The sequence below is a fragment of the Exiguobacterium sp. SH1S21 genome, from assembly GCF_004337175.1.
GTDB classification, from domain to species: Bacteria; Bacillota; Bacilli; order Exiguobacteriales; family Exiguobacteriaceae; genus Exiguobacterium; species Exiguobacterium aurantiacum_A.
Map to the genome: position 1 here is coordinate 35,669 of NZ_SJUY01000009.1, position 14,329 is coordinate 49,997.

Annotated in this window: 16 protein-coding genes; 7 read left to right on the top strand and 9 right to left on the bottom strand. The window is 51.1% G+C overall.

Features of this window, described 5'->3' with window-relative positions:
• Nucleotides 1-72: 72 nt before the first annotated feature.
• A complete protein-coding gene (locus EVJ24_RS12250) occupies nt 73-693 on the top strand; it encodes an SAM-dependent methyltransferase (RefSeq protein ID WP_131441504.1) in 621 nt (206 codons plus the stop codon).
• A 28-nt stretch (nt 694-721) separates the two neighbouring features.
• Here the strand turns inward: EVJ24_RS12250 and EVJ24_RS12255 are convergent, their stop codons facing one another.
• Together EVJ24_RS12255 and EVJ24_RS12260 are read right to left on the bottom strand one after the other, a co-directional pair.
• Nucleotides 722-1,795, bottom strand: coding sequence for a HAMP domain-containing sensor histidine kinase (locus EVJ24_RS12255; protein WP_161568754.1), 1,074 nt, complete (start codon nt 1,793-1,795; stop codon nt 722-724).
• The gene (locus EVJ24_RS12260; protein WP_071398959.1) at nt 1,792-2,484 is read right to left on the bottom strand and encodes a response regulator transcription factor; all 693 of its coding nucleotides are present in this window, start codon (nt 2,482-2,484) and stop codon (nt 1,792-1,794) included. Before EVJ24_RS12260 ends, EVJ24_RS12255 begins: the two co-directional genes overlap by 4 nt.
• Nucleotides 2,485-2,752: 268 nt before the next feature.
• On the opposite strand from EVJ24_RS12260, the gene EVJ24_RS12265 reads away from it, so the two are divergent.
• On the top strand, nt 2,753-3,232 hold the full coding sequence (locus tag EVJ24_RS12265; RefSeq protein ID WP_071398960.1) for a DedA family protein: 480 nt from the start codon (nt 2,753-2,755) through the stop codon (nt 3,230-3,232).
• 210 nt (nt 3,233-3,442) lie between these two features.
• Entirely contained in the window at nt 3,443-4,942 is a 1,500-nt protein-coding gene (locus EVJ24_RS12270; RefSeq protein ID WP_071398961.1) for a phytoene desaturase family protein, read from the top strand.
• A gap of 37 nt (nt 4,943-4,979) precedes the next feature.
• Here EVJ24_RS12270 and EVJ24_RS12275 read toward each other — a convergent pair whose 3' ends face one another.
• Together EVJ24_RS12275 and EVJ24_RS12280 are read right to left on the bottom strand one after the other, a co-directional pair.
• Entirely contained in the window at nt 4,980-5,993 is a 1,014-nt protein-coding gene (locus EVJ24_RS12275; RefSeq protein WP_131441506.1) for an ABC transporter permease, read from the bottom strand.
• On the bottom strand, nt 5,986-6,714 hold the full coding sequence (locus EVJ24_RS12280) for an ABC transporter ATP-binding protein (protein ID WP_071398963.1): 729 nt from the start codon (nt 6,712-6,714) through the stop codon (nt 5,986-5,988). Before EVJ24_RS12280 ends, EVJ24_RS12275 begins: the two co-directional genes overlap by 8 nt.
• Before the next feature lie 168 nt (nt 6,715-6,882).
• Between EVJ24_RS12280 and EVJ24_RS12285 the strand changes: the two genes are divergently transcribed.
• Entirely contained in the window at nt 6,883-7,500 is a 618-nt protein-coding gene (locus EVJ24_RS12285; protein WP_035386467.1) for a TetR/AcrR family transcriptional regulator, read from the top strand.
• A gap of 3 nt (nt 7,501-7,503) precedes the next feature.
• Here the strand turns inward: EVJ24_RS12285 and EVJ24_RS12290 are convergent, their stop codons facing one another.
• Genes EVJ24_RS12290 through EVJ24_RS12310 form a run of 5 tightly spaced genes read right to left on the bottom strand, consistent with a single transcriptional unit; the run spans nt 7,504 to nt 11,970 of the window.
• Nucleotides 7,504-8,811, bottom strand: coding sequence for a HAMP domain-containing sensor histidine kinase (locus EVJ24_RS12290; RefSeq protein ID WP_070329062.1), 1,308 nt, complete (start codon nt 8,809-8,811; stop codon nt 7,504-7,506).
• On the bottom strand, nt 8,808-9,482 hold the full coding sequence (locus EVJ24_RS12295) for a response regulator transcription factor (protein ID WP_131441507.1): 675 nt from the start codon (nt 9,480-9,482) through the stop codon (nt 8,808-8,810). Before EVJ24_RS12295 ends, EVJ24_RS12290 begins: the two co-directional genes overlap by 4 nt.
• Before the next feature lie 18 nt (nt 9,483-9,500).
• Nucleotides 9,501-10,652: an ABC transporter permease gene (locus tag EVJ24_RS12300; protein WP_236637653.1), complete on the bottom strand. Its 1,152-nt coding sequence runs from the start codon at nt 10,650-10,652 to the stop codon at nt 9,501-9,503.
• Nucleotides 10,649-11,332, bottom strand: a complete 684-nt coding sequence (locus tag EVJ24_RS12305) for an ABC transporter ATP-binding protein (RefSeq protein ID WP_070329059.1) — start codon at nt 11,330-11,332, stop codon at nt 10,649-10,651. Before EVJ24_RS12305 ends, EVJ24_RS12300 begins: the two co-directional genes overlap by 4 nt.
• The gene (locus EVJ24_RS12310; protein ID WP_131441508.1) at nt 11,329-11,970 is read right to left on the bottom strand and encodes an efflux RND transporter periplasmic adaptor subunit; all 642 of its coding nucleotides are present in this window, start codon (nt 11,968-11,970) and stop codon (nt 11,329-11,331) included. Before EVJ24_RS12310 ends, EVJ24_RS12305 begins: the two co-directional genes overlap by 4 nt.
• Before the next feature lie 144 nt (nt 11,971-12,114).
• Between EVJ24_RS12310 and EVJ24_RS12315 the strand changes: the two genes are divergently transcribed.
• The 3 genes from EVJ24_RS12315 (at nt 12,115) to EVJ24_RS12325 (ending at nt 14,277) form a co-directional block, all read left to right on the top strand.
• Nucleotides 12,115-12,840: a hypothetical protein gene (locus EVJ24_RS12315; protein ID WP_131441509.1), complete on the top strand. Its 726-nt coding sequence runs from the start codon at nt 12,115-12,117 to the stop codon at nt 12,838-12,840.
• Between the two features lie 9 nt (nt 12,841-12,849).
• Complete coding sequence (locus tag EVJ24_RS12320) at nt 12,850-13,578, top strand: ATP-binding cassette domain-containing protein (RefSeq protein WP_131441510.1); 729 nt, start codon at nt 12,850-12,852, stop codon at nt 13,576-13,578.
• Nucleotides 13,579-13,863: 285 nt separating this feature from the next.
• Nucleotides 13,864-14,277 (top strand): LytTR family DNA-binding domain-containing protein, encoded by a 414-nt coding sequence (locus EVJ24_RS12325; RefSeq protein WP_236637654.1) that lies wholly within the window; start codon nt 13,864-13,866, stop codon nt 14,275-14,277.
• The last annotated feature ends 52 nt before the right edge of the window (nt 14,278-14,329 follow it).

Consider the following 14,329-nt stretch of genomic DNA (forward strand, 5'->3'; position numbering starts at 1 on the left):
TTTTTGTTCATCGAGTAAAATGAAGAGACGAGATCGCATGCCGGCTCGACCGTCGATAAGGAGGAACATCACATGTCAACTTGGGATCAACGTTTTGATACGGATGAGTATGTCTATGGAGAAGAACCAAATGAGTTCGTGAAGCAACAAGTGCACTTGTTCAAAAAAGGAATGACCGTTCTCGCAATCGCCGAGGGAGAAGGCAGAAACGCCGTTTGGCTCGCGGAGCAAGGACTCCACGTAGAAATGTGGGACTATTCGCAAGTCGGGTTAGACAAAGCCACACGTTTGGCCGAACGTCGCGGCGTGACGCTGCAGACCCGCCTCGTCGATTTGGCTGAAGCGAACTGGCCTGAACAGGCTTACGACGCCGTTTTATGTATATACGGTCATTTCCCGAAAGAAGTGAAAACGGCCGTCTTTAACGGGATCGAGCGAGCATTGAAGCCAGGAGGCTACTTCGTGACAGAAGTGTATAGTGAAGAGCAACTCGCTTATGGGACAGGCGGACCAAAAGAAAAGACGCTCTTATACACAGCGCATGATTTCTCTACCTTCACCGGCTCACTCAACACGTGCCGCTTGTTTGAAGGTGTTGTGGAACGACACGAAGGAATACTTCATCAAGGGACATCCGCGATCATCCAATACATCGGTCAAAAACGCACAAACATCGAATCAAGCGAAAGCTGATTCGATGTTTGTGTCTATCGACAACTGTTTACATACGAAGCGCAAAGCGCGCCCGAAAACAAATACACTCTGCTTCCGGTGAATACACCGTAAGCGTCCCCTCATGAAGCAACATGATTTGACGTGCGATCGATAACCCGAGCCCATCTCCTGGTGTCTCACCTCGTGATGCATCGACACGGTATGTCCGGTCGAACAATTGATCCATCGCATCGATCGTCTGTTGTGACGTCCCGTTACAGAGTCGCCACTCAACCACTGACCCCTGTTGGATCAGTGTCAGTTCAATCGGACTTTCATCCATCGCATATTTTAACGCATTCGACATCAAATTCTGAAAGACACGGATGAGTTGCTCTTGGTCAGCTTCCACGTAGACGTCCGATTGGATGTTCACGGTTAAACGGTATCCCTTTTCAGCAAACAACGGTTGTAATTCGTGCACCAATTGGCTCGTCAACAAGCTGATATTCAAGCGATGTTTCGATAACGTCACTTGTGCGGAATACAACCGATTCACATCCATCAGTTGATCGAGAAGATGTTCGAGCTGTGCCGTTTTTTCATGTAATACGTTGAAGTGACTTTGCTCTTGATCTGTCCATTCCCGTTCTGTTTGTAGCAATTGGACATAACCGCGAACGCTCGTCAACGGGGTACGTAAATCATGGGACAAGTTAGAGAACAGTTGATTTCGTTCTTCCTCATGCGACCGTTCTTTCTCGAACAATTGATGCAACTGCCTCGACATTTGGTTAACGCTCTCTGCAAGCGTAGCGAGTTCATCTCGCCCCGTCACTTCAACGGTTCGTCCAAGATCTCCGTTTGCGATTTGTTCAATCTCGTTTGATAAATCCGTGATTTTTTGCAGCGTCTTTCGCGTCATCAATGAAAAGCCAATCACAAAAATGATAATTGTAATAAATGTCACGCTTAAGAAAGCAAGGTTATAAATCAACGGATCAGGCGTGGTCTCGTTCTGAATATAATACAAGCTAATTAAATAGCCCATAATTAGAAACGCAATCGTGGCGATGAGGGCGTTGATTAGGATAATCCCGATTAATTTAACGAGTAACCGGTCCCATTGTCGCTTTTTCATAGGCGGTACCCCACGCCCCATACCGTTTTAATGTACGAAGGTTTCCGCGGCGTCTCTTCAATCTTCTCGCGAATTTTCGTGATATGGACCATGACCGTATTGTCGACCTCAAACGCGTCTTCTCCCCAAACCGCCTCATAAATCTGTTCGACCGTCAGCACTTGGTTCGGATGGCGCATGAAGTAGGCGAGGATATCAAACTCTTTCGGTGTCAGCCGAATCGAGGTGTCCCCTTTCGTGCATTGTCTTGTTTGAATATCGAGTGTGACGTCATCAAAAATGAGCACGCCGGACTGGGCCGACTGGTCAGCACCGTAGTCCCGGTAGCGTCGAAGTAGCGACTTCACGCGAAGTGTCACCTCAAGCGGATTGAATGGCTTCTTCATGTAATCGTCCGCACCAATCGAGATGCCTTGCATCAGATCCAAATCGCTCGTCTTTGCCGTCAGCATGAGGATTGGCATGAACTGCGTCTTGCGAATTTCAATACAGGCCTCGATGCCGTCCATGACGGGCATCATCCAATCAAGGATGAGTAAGTCGATGGCTTCGTGTGCGACGACGTCAAGCACTTCTTGACCCGTCTTTGCAAATCGCAAGGCGTATCCTTCATTTTTTAAATAAATGGCGAGCAACTCGCGGATCGCCTCATCGTCATCGGCAATCAGAATTGTCGGTTGTGGACGCATTCTCTTCCCCCTCACTTCGTGCACTACGTGTTGACAGACGAACTTTGAATTCATCTTGTTCAACTAGCGTAGCATCTTTTACATTTCCCATACACTTTCGCCTGTGAAACGGCAAAAACATGCAGATCCCGTTTTAGTTATATACCTATATGAAGTGTACCGAGCGCATCACAACGCATTCTGTTGAACTTCTTAACATTTCTTAAGACTCTGCTAAACACTTCTTACGCTTATCGCTCCATACTAGACGTTAGAAGGAGTGACTCGATTGGAAACAATACTTACACAATACGTGGTGCTCGCAATCGGTATCATGTTTACCCCGTTGTCCGATGACGTCTTGATGGTCACCCATTTGACGATTACAGCCGTGACGACAGTTCCCGAATGGCTCGTGTTCGTATCCACTTGGATGGTCTTCACGTTTGCCTTTAGTTGGTTTTATTTGATTGGCCGCGGATTGAATCGATTCATCCCAACTTCAAAACGTGATTCACGTTATTTAAAACGAGCCGAGGCGCTGTATGCACGATACGGGGCACGCGTCATTCTTGTCTCCTACTTTATTCCCGGTTTGCGCCACCCGATTCACTATGTCGCCGGATTCACCTCGTTGTCGTTTCGAACGTATACGTTCTATAACGTCTTATCCGCGCTTGGTTATACCGGTGCGTGGTTCACCGTGATTCAGTTAGCTGAACGCGTCCCGATTTTTAATCAAACGAAAGATTGGATTCTTTCCCTTTAACGGCCGCTACTCACTTCATACATTCAGATTCCAAACGTATCCAAACGGGTATGTATACGGAGAAGAATCGAATGCCAACGGTTTATATGTTGAATGTGCAGAATTGCATCTTCCCCTCCTCGTCAAGGCAGGGAATCTGTCGACCGACGGCAAAGTACTTAAAAGCTGAATGTATGCAAAATAGATGTTGGAAGGAAGGCGACACGGTATATGAACAACGTGAACAAGTCTGTGATTGTGATCGGGGGAGGACTTGGCGGCTTGTCAGCGGCCATTTCTCTCGCTCAACAAGGGTATGAGGTTTCCTTATATGAAAAGAACGGCCATATCGGCGGGAAAGTGAATCGACTCGAGCAAAACGGGTTCGGCTTCGACCTCGGTCCGTCGATTTTAACGATGCCGCAAATCTTTGAAAAGTTATTCACGGGTAGCGGCAAGCGGATGGCGGACTACGTGCCAATCAAACGTCTCGATCTCGAGTGGCGCTCGTTCTTCCCGGATGGCACGGTATTAGATTTATATCACGACCTCGACGTGATGGAGCGCGCCAATCCGACGCTGTCACATAAAGACATGGAAGAGTATCGGGCACTATTGGACTATGCCGAGCGCATCTACCATACGACTGAGAAGAGTTACTTGAAGGAAGGGTTTGAATCACCGCTAGAAGCGGTGGCGAAGACCGGCCTGTTTTCGACGTTGTTCGGATTTGACTTGACGTCGACGATGTACGATGGGATCTCGAAACGAATCAACAACCCGCATTTACGGACGATGCTCTCCTACTATGTCAAATACGTCGGTTCGTCGCCTTACAGCGCCCCGGCCGTGCTCAACATGATGATTTATATGCAGTACGCTCAAGGTTGCTGGTACGTCGAAGGCGGTACGCACAAATTGGCCGAAGGATTGACGAAACTCGCCGAGGAGATCGGCGTCCAAATCCATACGGGGCAAGGTGTCGTCCGTGCCCATACGATCAACGAGAAGATCACCGCCATCGAGCTCGAGGACGGCCGACTCCGGTCAGCCGATTACTTCGTCTCCAACATGGAAGTCATCCCGTTCTATCAAAAGATGGTCGATGCGGATGAAGACTATGTCGACAAGCTCGTGAAAAAATATGAACCGGCGAGTTCTGGCTTCGTGATTCATCTCGGCGTCAAAAAAGAGTATCCGGCCTTAGGACACCACAACTTCTTCTTCTCCGAGAACTTGCACGAACAGATGGATAAGATCTTCGAGAAACACGAGCTACCGGACGACCCGACCATCTATTTGGTGAACGTCAATAAGACCGACCCGACACAGGCGCCGGCAGGACATGAGAACATTAAAATTCTGCCGCACATCCCGTACATCCAAGACGAACCGTTCACACCAGAAGAGTATGCGGCGTTTGAAGAACGCGTCCTCGATAAGCTCGAACGCATGGGCTTGGACGGGTTACGAGACAACACGGTGACGCGCGACGTCTGGACGCCTCATGACATCGAACGCACGTATGGATCGGACCGGGGCGCGATTTACGGCACCGTCGCGGATAAAAAACGGAACGGCGGCTTCAAGCATAAGAAGCAAAGCGAGCTGTACAACAATCTGTATTTCGTCGGCGGCACCGTGAACCCTGGCGGTGGCATGCCGATGGTGACATTGAGCGGTCAACAAGTGAGCGACAAGATCGCGAAGCGTGACGGCGTTAAAAACTGATCATAAAAAGGATTCGAGCCCACGCTCGAATCCTTTTTTAGTGCCCGCGATACTTCCCGAGCGCCCGCATATTCAATAAATAAAGCACACCTGCGTAAACGATTAAACCGAGCACATAACCCCAGATCCCGGTGAAACCGCTCCCGTACACCATCACTTCCTTGATTGCCGTCGCCCCATAGAAGATCGGCATGGCGTAGCTCAAATTGCCGAGCCCATACGGAATCAAGTCGAGCGGGATCAATCCTGAGAAGAACACTTGCGGGATGATCGTGAACGGGATCATTTGGACGACTTGGAGCTCCGAGCGGGCGAACACCGAAATCGTCGCCCCGAACAAAACGGCCGTCCCGGCCATTAAAATCATCACAAGAAATACCCAACCGATGTTCCCGAGCGACGTCAGCCCGAGCACGTAAATCGTATAGAGCACGATGAGGACAGACTGCACGACCGCGAAGACGCCATAGCCGAGCGTATACCCTAAAATGACTTGTCCGCGTTTGATCGGGGTCATGAGCAGCCGTTCGAGCGTACCCCCGCTCCGCTCTTTGACGAGCGCCATCGCCGACAGGATGAAGACGAAGAAGAACGAGAACAGCGACAAGAACACGTAGCCGAACGAATCAAACGTCGACTGTCCTTCTTCTCCGTATACGTAATTCATCTCGATATCGGCCGTCGGATTGAGCGCCGACAACGCCGCTTGGATCTCACGCACCGCTTTCGACGATTTCGTCGACGGTTCGCGCAACGTGATCATGGTACCCGCCTGTCCCGCTTCGAAGACGGCATCGACGTCTTTATTGTCTTCCAAATAAGCAACCGGCTCCTCGACCGTATCGAGTCGCACGTCGAGCGTCTCGGCTTCAAACGCGTCGATAAGTTGCTGCTGGGCGGCCTCATCAAGCACGACGACCGGCACGTAATCCGAGTCGCCGAGCAAGAAGTAGACGAGTGTGAGGATGAGGAGCGGGGCGATCAAAATCAAGGCGACGCTCCGCTTGTCGTTCAACGTCTGAAAGATGACCCGTTTCGCCAAGTTACGCATCGTGCTTCGCCTCCTCTCGTCCGGCAATGAGGAACAGTTCCTCGACGCGTCCGTTCTCGGTCTGTTCGAGCAAGTGCGTCACCGTGTCATAGGCGATCAAGCGCCCGTTGTAGATGAGCGCGGCCCGGTCACACTCGAGCACCTCGTCCATGACGTGGGTCGAGACGATGATCGTCGTCCCACCGGCTCGAATCGTTTGAAACTGATCCCAAATCTGGCGGCGCAAAATCGGGTCGATCCCGACCGTCGGCTCGTCTAAAAACAAGACGTCCGGTTGATGGAGGATGGCGATGGCGAGCGACAGCCGCTTCTTCATCCCGCCCGAATAGTTGCGGACGAGCTTTTTTCGGTCGGCCGTCAAATCGACGAGGGCGAGCACGTCATCAATCCGTTGTTTGAGCCCTGCCTTGCCGAGCTTATAGATCGAGCCGAAAAACTCGAGGTTCGCCTCACCCGACAAATCGTCGTACAGCCCATCGTTTTGCGGCATGAATCCGATCTTATGAAGCATGTTCATGTTCGGCATCACCGTCTCGCCGATCCGAATCGATCCTTTGTCTGCCGCCAATGCGCCGATCATCAAACGGATGAGCGTCGTCTTCCCCGACCCTGAAGGACCGAGCAGACAACAGATATCGCCCGAATTGATCGTGAAGCCGATATGATCGATGGCCAGTTGGTCACCGAACGATTTACTGACGTCGTTCAGTTGAATATTCATATTGGACTCCCTCCCGATGTCTGCCTCGTGTACACTGGACTAAAAGACACCGTGTTGGTTTATACGTTCAGTATAGTCCGCGCTCGAACGGTCAACAATCATCAATCTCGGTCACAGTGTTGGTTTTCCAACAGACGGCGACAATGTGTTGGATAAAGGAGAAAAAATATGGAACAGACAGACTTACGGGTCGTCCGGACGAAGCAGTTGATCAAACAGGCGTTGCTCGAATTGATCGAAGAACAAGGATTTGAAGCGGTCACGGTGAAGGCGCTCACGGAACGCGCCGGCATCAACCGGGGTACGTTCTATAGCCACTATGTGGATAAGTACGATCTCATGGAAAAATCGATTGAAACGATCTTTCATGAGGCCGAAACAAAACTCATCAAAAATTTGCCGAACGTCTTTGGCAATCAACAAGGCTCCGCTCCCCATCAGTTGCTCGTCCCGTTCATCCGGTTCATCGAGCAAAATAAGATTTTGATGAAACCGCTTCTCGGTCCGAACGGCGACCCGCAGTTCCAGGCGAGACTCCGCGCCTACATGTACACGGCTCTGTTTCACCGTTCCCCGACCGTATTGTTCGACGAGACGCAGTCGCTCGTCCCGCCCGATTATTTAGTCTCCTATATCTCGTCGGCACATATGGGCGTCATTTATGAATGGCTCTATAATGACCGAACTGAAACGGTAGAAGATATCGCACGCATCATTTATACGATCACGTTTGAAGGACCGCTCGTCGCGGGCGGGTTGAAGCCGGACAGACAAAAAGACAGGTAGCAGCTACCTGTCTTTTTGATCGGGAAGCGTCACACGCACCGTCGTCCCTGACTTCAATTCGCTCGTGACGTCTACATGACCACCGTGCAACGTGACGATTTTTTGAACGATCGCCATACCGAGTCCTGACCCGCCTTGATGTCTCGAAGGGTCGGCCTGATAGAATCGCTCGTACATACGGCTCACTTGTTCCGGGGTCATGCCCTCCCCGTCATCCGTGATCTCGCAAACAATCGATTCCGCCGTTTGCATGAGCTTGATGCGGATCGTGCCGCCGTCATAAGAGTGGGTCATCGCATTTTGGATCAGGTTGATCCACACTTGGTGCAGCAGTCCGGCATCGCCGACCATCTCGACTTCATCAAGCTCAGCGATCAGGTTCAACCGTTTGCGACTCGACTCTCGTTCAAACGACAAGATACTTTCCCGCATCTGTTCACTGAGCGAGAAGCGGCTGACGTCTAATCCGACGACCGAGTGATCCAACTTGGCAAGGCGCAGCAAATCACGTGACAACCGCGACAGCCGCTTGCCTTCCTGTTCGATCATCGTCGCATAGTTGACTCGTTTTTCCGTCGGTACGTCAGCCCGTTTCAATAGCGTCGCGTAGCCGAGGATCGAGGCGACCGGCGTCTTGAATTCATGCGCCATGATCGCCGTCAATTCCTCGTTTTTAGACTCGTTCGTCGCCAACGTCTCGGTCATCTGGTTGAACTGACTCGCCAACTTGCCGATCTCATCGTCCCCGCCGTCATGTACCCGTACCGTCAAATCACCAGAAGCGACTTTACTTGCCGCCTCGGTCACTCGGTCGATCCGTCTCGTCATGAGCCGGACCGCGAACAAGACAAGCACGCTCGAGACGAGCGCCGTGAGCAACAACGTCTGGAACGACAAATCACGGAAAATCGTGACCGGGTTCTCGTCCGCGTTCGGGGACAACGTCACGACAGTCCGATCGATTAAAAGCGTGACGGCAGGCAATCGCTCGTCGCTTACGGTCAGCACGTCGCCTCGTTCAAGACGCGCGCGCTCCGCGACCGACCAACTTGCGGCCGCGTAGCGGTCCGTCTCGACAATAAGCGTCCGCTCGGAAAACAAGTCGATGACCTCATCGGCTCCTAATTCATAACGCTCAGAAGCCGTCAGCATGCTCTCGGCCCGTTCAACGAGCATCGTCTCGACTTGCGACGTCAACGCGTTCATTTGGAACGTCAAGAAAAGCGTCAGCGTCAGTAAGATCGGGATGAGCAACAGCCCGAAGAAGATGGTCAGGAAACGTCCGTAAATCGAGCTGAAGAAGGACTTCATGACTTCAACTCCAAGCGGTACCCAAGTCCCCAGACGGTACTGATTTGAAATGCGTCGACATGCTTCAAGCGGCTCCGGAGACGGTTAACATGGACATCGATTGTACGGACGTCACTTTCCGTTTCATAGCCCCATATGCGATCGAGCAACTGTTGTCGCGTGAACACTTGATTGAGATGCGTCGCCAAATGATACAACAACTCAAACTCTTTCTTCGGCACCTCGATTGTCTCGACCGGGGTGATCACCGTCAGTGATGTTTCGTCTAACACGCAATCGTGCAGTTGAATCTGGTGGTCTCGATATATATTGGCTCGTCGTAGCATCGCCTCGATGCGGAGCTCGAGTTCTTCTAGATCGACCGGCTTGACGAGATAGTCGTCGGCCCCGGCCCGGAATCCTTTCTTCTTATCAGGCAACGTCTCGAGCGCGGTCAACATTAAGATTGGGAGCGTGTAACCTGCGCCCCGCAGTTGCTCGGTCAACGCTCGACCATCGAGACGCGGCATCATAATGTCGGTCACGATGACGTCGATCGGTTGCTGATCGAGCAGATGTAGCGCCTCCTCTCCGTCAACGGCCCACAGCACGCGGTAGCCCGCTGTCGTCAAATATTCAAACAGAAGACCTCCGAGTGCCGGATCATCTTCGACAAGCAATAGCGTGACCATACGAGATTCCTTCTTTCTTTATGCGTTTCGTAACGCTTCAATCGGCTGCAAGGCGGACGCCTTACGGGCCGGGATATATCCAAAGATGACACCGATCACGACTGAAAACCCTAGTGCCAAGCCGACGGTCGAACTAGCCAACGTGAACGGTACACCCATGACGACGGTCAAACCGAAGGCAAGGAGTGCGCCGACCACTACACCGACCACCCCACCAAGGACGGACAAGAGCACCGATTCAAACAAGAACTGTTGGCGAATTTTCGCCGGTGTCGCGCCTAATGCTTTTCGTAAGCCGATCTCACTCGTCCGCTCCGTCACCGAGACGAGCATCATGTTCATGATGCCGATACCGCCAACGAGCAGCGAGATGGACGCGATGCCGATGAGCAGCATGCTGAGCAAGGAGTTGATTTGGTCGATTGACGCGAGGGCGTCTTCAAAGCTCGTGACGGTAAACGCGTCCCGACCGTTAAATGCGGTCGTCAACTGCTGCGTCAATTCTTCACTTACTGTCTCAGATTGTCCTGATTCCGTGTACAGGTCAAACGTCGAAATCGTATTCACATGAAACTGGTGAAGCGCGGTCGTCACCGGAATGACGATCGTCTCGTCCGTCGACATCGAAAACTCTGAAGACGGGGCGAGCGTGCCGACGACGATGTAACGGATCCCGCCGATCGTGATCGTCTCACCGATTGGCGACGTGGTCGGGAACGATTCCTTCACGATCGTATCACCGATTACGGCGACGCGTGTCCGCTCCGAGACGTCCACTGGCGTGATGCCACGCCCGGAAGCGAGTGTCGAATCTGAGAAGAACGCGTCACTCTTCCCAAGGACGCTCTGTTCGGTCGTTTGACCGCCCAAATAGACGTCCGCTTGATGACTTGTCGTAGGCGATAACGACTCGACGCCGTCAATCGCTTCGAGACGTTCCACTTCGGTGACGCTGATGCCATTCTTCGTCGCATCTTCGATTTGGACACTCATCCGGTCCGCCCCGAACGTCGCGACTTCTTCATTGATTGAGGACGTGACACCCGAGATGACCGTCATGAGTGTGATGATGGACGCCGTCCCGATGACAATTCCAAGAATCGTCAAGAAAGAGCGCATCTTATGACTGATCACCGTCAGCCAGGCCATACGTATATTTTCTCGAATCATCGTCGTTCCTCCTTCTCGATACGGCCATCCCGAACGTAGACGATGCGCGTCGCTTCTTTGGCGATGTCGAGGTCATGGGTGATCATGATGATCGTCTTCCCTTCCGCATGCAATTCATGAAACAAGTTCAGAATTTGACGTCCGTTCGTCTGATCGAGCGCCCCGGTCGGCTCATCGGCGAGCAGTAGAGACGGATTTGTCACGAGCGCCCGCGCGATGGCGACACGTTGTTGTTGCCCACCCGACAGTTGATTCGGGTAATGGTTCTGTTTATCGCCGAGCCCGACACGCGTCAACATCTGGTGCGTCCGGTCTTTTCGTTCCGACTTCGACAGCCGTTGATAGATGAGCGGTAACTCGACGTTTTCGCTTGCCGTCAATCGCGGCAGTAAGTTGAACTGTTGAAAGATGAACCCGATCTGCTGATTGCGGAACGCCGACAATTCGGTCTCGGATAATCCGGTCACGTCACGGTCGCCAAAGCTGTAGCGACCGCTCGTGTATCCGTCCAGACAACCGAGAATGTTCATGAGCGTTGATTTCCCCGAACCAGACGGCCCGAGGATGGCGACGAACTCGCCGTCGTGAACCGTCAAATCGATACCGTTCAACACGATCTGTTCGTTTTCACCCGACCCGTACGCTTTCGTCAAATCGGTGACTTCAATGAGTGCGCTCATTGTCCGCCTCCGATCTGTGGTGGCATGATACCCCCAGCTGTCGCCTCATCCATTAAGAGGACGCTATCTTCGTCTAATCCGTCTTTAATCTCAACGCGGCTGCCGTCGCTGATGCCGAGCTCGACTTGCCGTTTCACCGGACCATCCGTGCCCTCGACGTACACGTAGGCGTCGCCTTCTTCAAACGTGATGCTGTCGAGTGATAGCGTCTCTGCTTCTTCGACACGTTCGACGACAATCGAGCCTTCGAGCGTCATCCCGTTTCGTAATCCGTCCGTTTCAGGCAACGTGACGTTCATCGCATAACGTGCTGACGAGCCCGGAGTCGTCAATGCTTCCGCTTCATCCGCAATCGATTCGACCGTTCCTTCGAGTTCAGTGTCCAATGCGTTCGTATAGATCGTCAGCGCATCACCTTCCTCGACTTTCCCTAAATCCCGCTCGTCGATCAACAGTCGTCCGGTCGCATCTTCTCCGACAGTCGTCACCTGACCGGCAAACGTGTAGACGTTCTCAATCGTCTCCGTCGCCACTTGCTCTGACTTATATTCGACCGATTGCGGCATCAAGAAAATGCCAGCTCCTAACGCGATGGCCAGGGCACCGCCACCTAATCCCCACTTCAGTTTTTTGTTCATCTGTCAATTCCTCCTTTTGGTTGTACCTCAAGGATAAACAGAAGTTATAAACAAAGTGTGAACGGATAAATTTACAAATAATTGAAACTATCATGCTAGTAAATGCGTATATCGAATTAATCCACATCAACCTCGGAGGTATATATGCATCAAATCACGAGTTATTTCTTTCTGTACGCAAAAATCGTCCTTACGGATAAAGTGCCATTTCTTTTAACGATGGGACTCCCGCTCGGTGTCGCCCTCCTGTACAGTCCACCAAATATCGGTACGATGACGTCTGCCGAATACGCCACGTATTTGTCGTACTTTTGGGTGTACATCATCTTGGCGACTTATTTGAACGGGATTGCGCTCGAACTCGCACGAATGCGCGAATACGGTCTCATGAAGACGTACGTCATGATCTCCGGCAACAAATACACATACATGTTGGCCATCTTATTGGCCCAGCTCTTGTTTGCCGCAATCAGTCTCCTACTCTTCACAGTTGTCGTCACGCTCGTCCACGGTCATTTCACTTTCGGTTTGCTCGCGAGCCCAATCCTGCTGTTGCTCGGCAGCTTTCCGTTCGCGCTCGGAAGTGTCGTCTTGACGCTTCTGCCGGTGAAAGTATCGAGCTTGATGAAATTTGCGAACATTCTCACCTATCCGCTGTTCCTTTTAGCCGTCAAACAGCCAGATGTCTGGTTCGGTTATGCCAATCCGTTTTATGCCCTACTTCAACTGTCGCTCGCCGTCGTTCATGGTGTCACGCAAGTCGACGTCTCATTTAACCTGATTACGACAATTCTCTCTCTTGTCGGTTACGTCATCGTCGGCCTGTTCGCGATGAATCGCTTCAACCTCGTCTCATCCGTCACACGCTAGGAGGAAATGATGAACATTCAAAACTTGACCTACTTTTATCCGAAAGCAACACGTCCCGTGCTCGACGACGTCTCATTCACGCTTCATCCGAATAAACTGAACGTCTTGATTGGCCTGAACGGGGCCGGGAAGACGACGTTGTTTGACTGTATGACAAGGACGCTCCCAGTCGACCGGGCCTCGCTACAGCTCGTACCATCGTCTGACATGCTGTATTTAACGCAACAGATTTTGTATCACAACGAATTAACGGGAAAAGATCTCACGTACTTCATAGGACGACTTACAAAGCGGCCTGACTTCAAGCGACTAGCGACTTATGTCAACGGACTCACGACCGCCCGGGAACAAGAGCTGTTCGAGCATCTGTGGAAGATGAAGCTCGGCAAAATGTCGGTCGGAGAACGCAAATGGCTATTCGTGACATTGCTCTCCTCGGTCAAACGATCGCTCTACTTGTTCGACGAACCGACGAGCGGCGTCGATCCGGCGTCACGCATCAACATCATGCGCCATTTACAGCAACTCGTAAAAGACGGTCGTACGTGCCTCATCTCGACGCATCAACTGCATGACTTATCCCAGCTGGAGTCCCATGTCATCTTCCTCCATGAAGGTCGTGTCCTGTATGAAGGAGATTTCCAAGACTGGTTGCGCGCGTCCGGGACGACCGACCCCGACGAGGCGTTCGTAAAGATGGTCGAAGGCATTCAAGATGATGTGGCGGTGACAACGTGAATGACTCGTTTTGGGAAAGACACCGCTTCAAGTTCTATAAAATCGGCATGCTCGCTTAATGGAGTCGACTTCTAACTTATTAAAATTCCCTTTGGAGAAGCAGATGAATTCACCAATCTGTATTCATCCATAGGATTTTTATCGTAACGAGATATGACTCAATTGTCTGTGATGCAACTTATGTGGATATTTCTGTAAAGTGTTCATCTTGTGTTGATGACCAGGGAGGTAGTTGCTACACTGATTTCAAATATATGGATTGGTATAGAGGAAGGCGGTTCGTGCATGAAAATCAAGCTCGATATTAGTACCGAGCGCTATGACGAGATTAAGTCTATGCTCGAGGAAAGAGGAATTGAAATAGATGATACAGCCGACCTAGTACTGAGTACATCCACTCCTTTTGTTCAGCATTTGACCGTGAAAGAAAAGGACACGAATGAACGGATTGTATTGCCAGTCGCGGATATTATTTGTATCGAATCGTTTGGCCGTACTGTGGAAATTCAAACGCAAGAATCAGTTTATCTCGCCACTGATCGATTATACCGGCTCGTTAGTTTGCTTGATCCGACGTCTTTTTTACGGATAAGTAACTCTGTTGTGATTGCAACAAATCAAATCAAATCAAATCAAACAAATCAAACCCACTCTTTCTTCAAAATTTATCCTTACCCTAACGAACGGAAAACGCGTTGATGTGACAAGGAGCTATTACTATATCTTTAAAGATCATTTTCATATCTGAAGG

Excerpts from the sequence above, each read along its gene's own strand:
- EVJ24_RS12250 (WP_131441504.1), top strand. The coding sequence starts at position 73 with ATGTCAACTTGGGATCAACGTTTTGATACGGATGAGTATGTCTATGGA.
- EVJ24_RS12255 (WP_161568754.1), bottom strand. The coding sequence starts at position 1,795 with ATGAAAAAGCGACAATGGGACCGGTTACTCGTTAAATTAATCGGGATT.
- EVJ24_RS12260 (WP_071398959.1), bottom strand. The coding sequence starts at position 2,484 with ATGCGTCCACAACCGACAATTCTGATTGCCGATGACGATGAGGCGATC.
- EVJ24_RS12270 (WP_071398961.1), top strand. The coding sequence starts at position 3,443 with ATGAACAACGTGAACAAGTCTGTGATTGTGATCGGGGGAGGACTTGGC.
- EVJ24_RS12275 (WP_131441506.1), bottom strand. The coding sequence starts at position 5,993 with ATGCGTAACTTGGCGAAACGGGTCATCTTTCAGACGTTGAACGACAAG.
- EVJ24_RS12280 (WP_071398963.1), bottom strand. The coding sequence starts at position 6,714 with ATGAATATTCAACTGAACGACGTCAGTAAATCGTTCGGTGACCAACTG.
- EVJ24_RS12285 (WP_035386467.1), top strand. The coding sequence starts at position 6,883 with ATGGAACAGACAGACTTACGGGTCGTCCGGACGAAGCAGTTGATCAAA.
- EVJ24_RS12290 (WP_070329062.1), bottom strand. The coding sequence starts at position 8,811 with ATGAAGTCCTTCTTCAGCTCGATTTACGGACGTTTCCTGACCATCTTC.
- EVJ24_RS12295 (WP_131441507.1), bottom strand. The coding sequence starts at position 9,482 with ATGGTCACGCTATTGCTTGTCGAAGATGATCCGGCACTCGGAGGTCTT.
- EVJ24_RS12300 (WP_236637653.1), bottom strand. The coding sequence starts at position 10,652 with ATGATTCGAGAAAATATACGTATGGCCTGGCTGACGGTGATCAGTCAT.
- EVJ24_RS12305 (WP_070329059.1), bottom strand. The coding sequence starts at position 11,332 with ATGAGCGCACTCATTGAAGTCACCGATTTGACGAAAGCGTACGGGTCG.
- EVJ24_RS12310 (WP_131441508.1), bottom strand. The coding sequence starts at position 11,970 with ATGAACAAAAAACTGAAGTGGGGATTAGGTGGCGGTGCCCTGGCCATC.
- EVJ24_RS12315 (WP_131441509.1), top strand. The coding sequence starts at position 12,115 with ATGCATCAAATCACGAGTTATTTCTTTCTGTACGCAAAAATCGTCCTT.
- EVJ24_RS12320 (WP_131441510.1), top strand. The coding sequence starts at position 12,850 with ATGAACATTCAAAACTTGACCTACTTTTATCCGAAAGCAACACGTCCC.
- EVJ24_RS12325 (WP_236637654.1), top strand. The coding sequence starts at position 13,864 with ATGAAAATCAAGCTCGATATTAGTACCGAGCGCTATGACGAGATTAAG.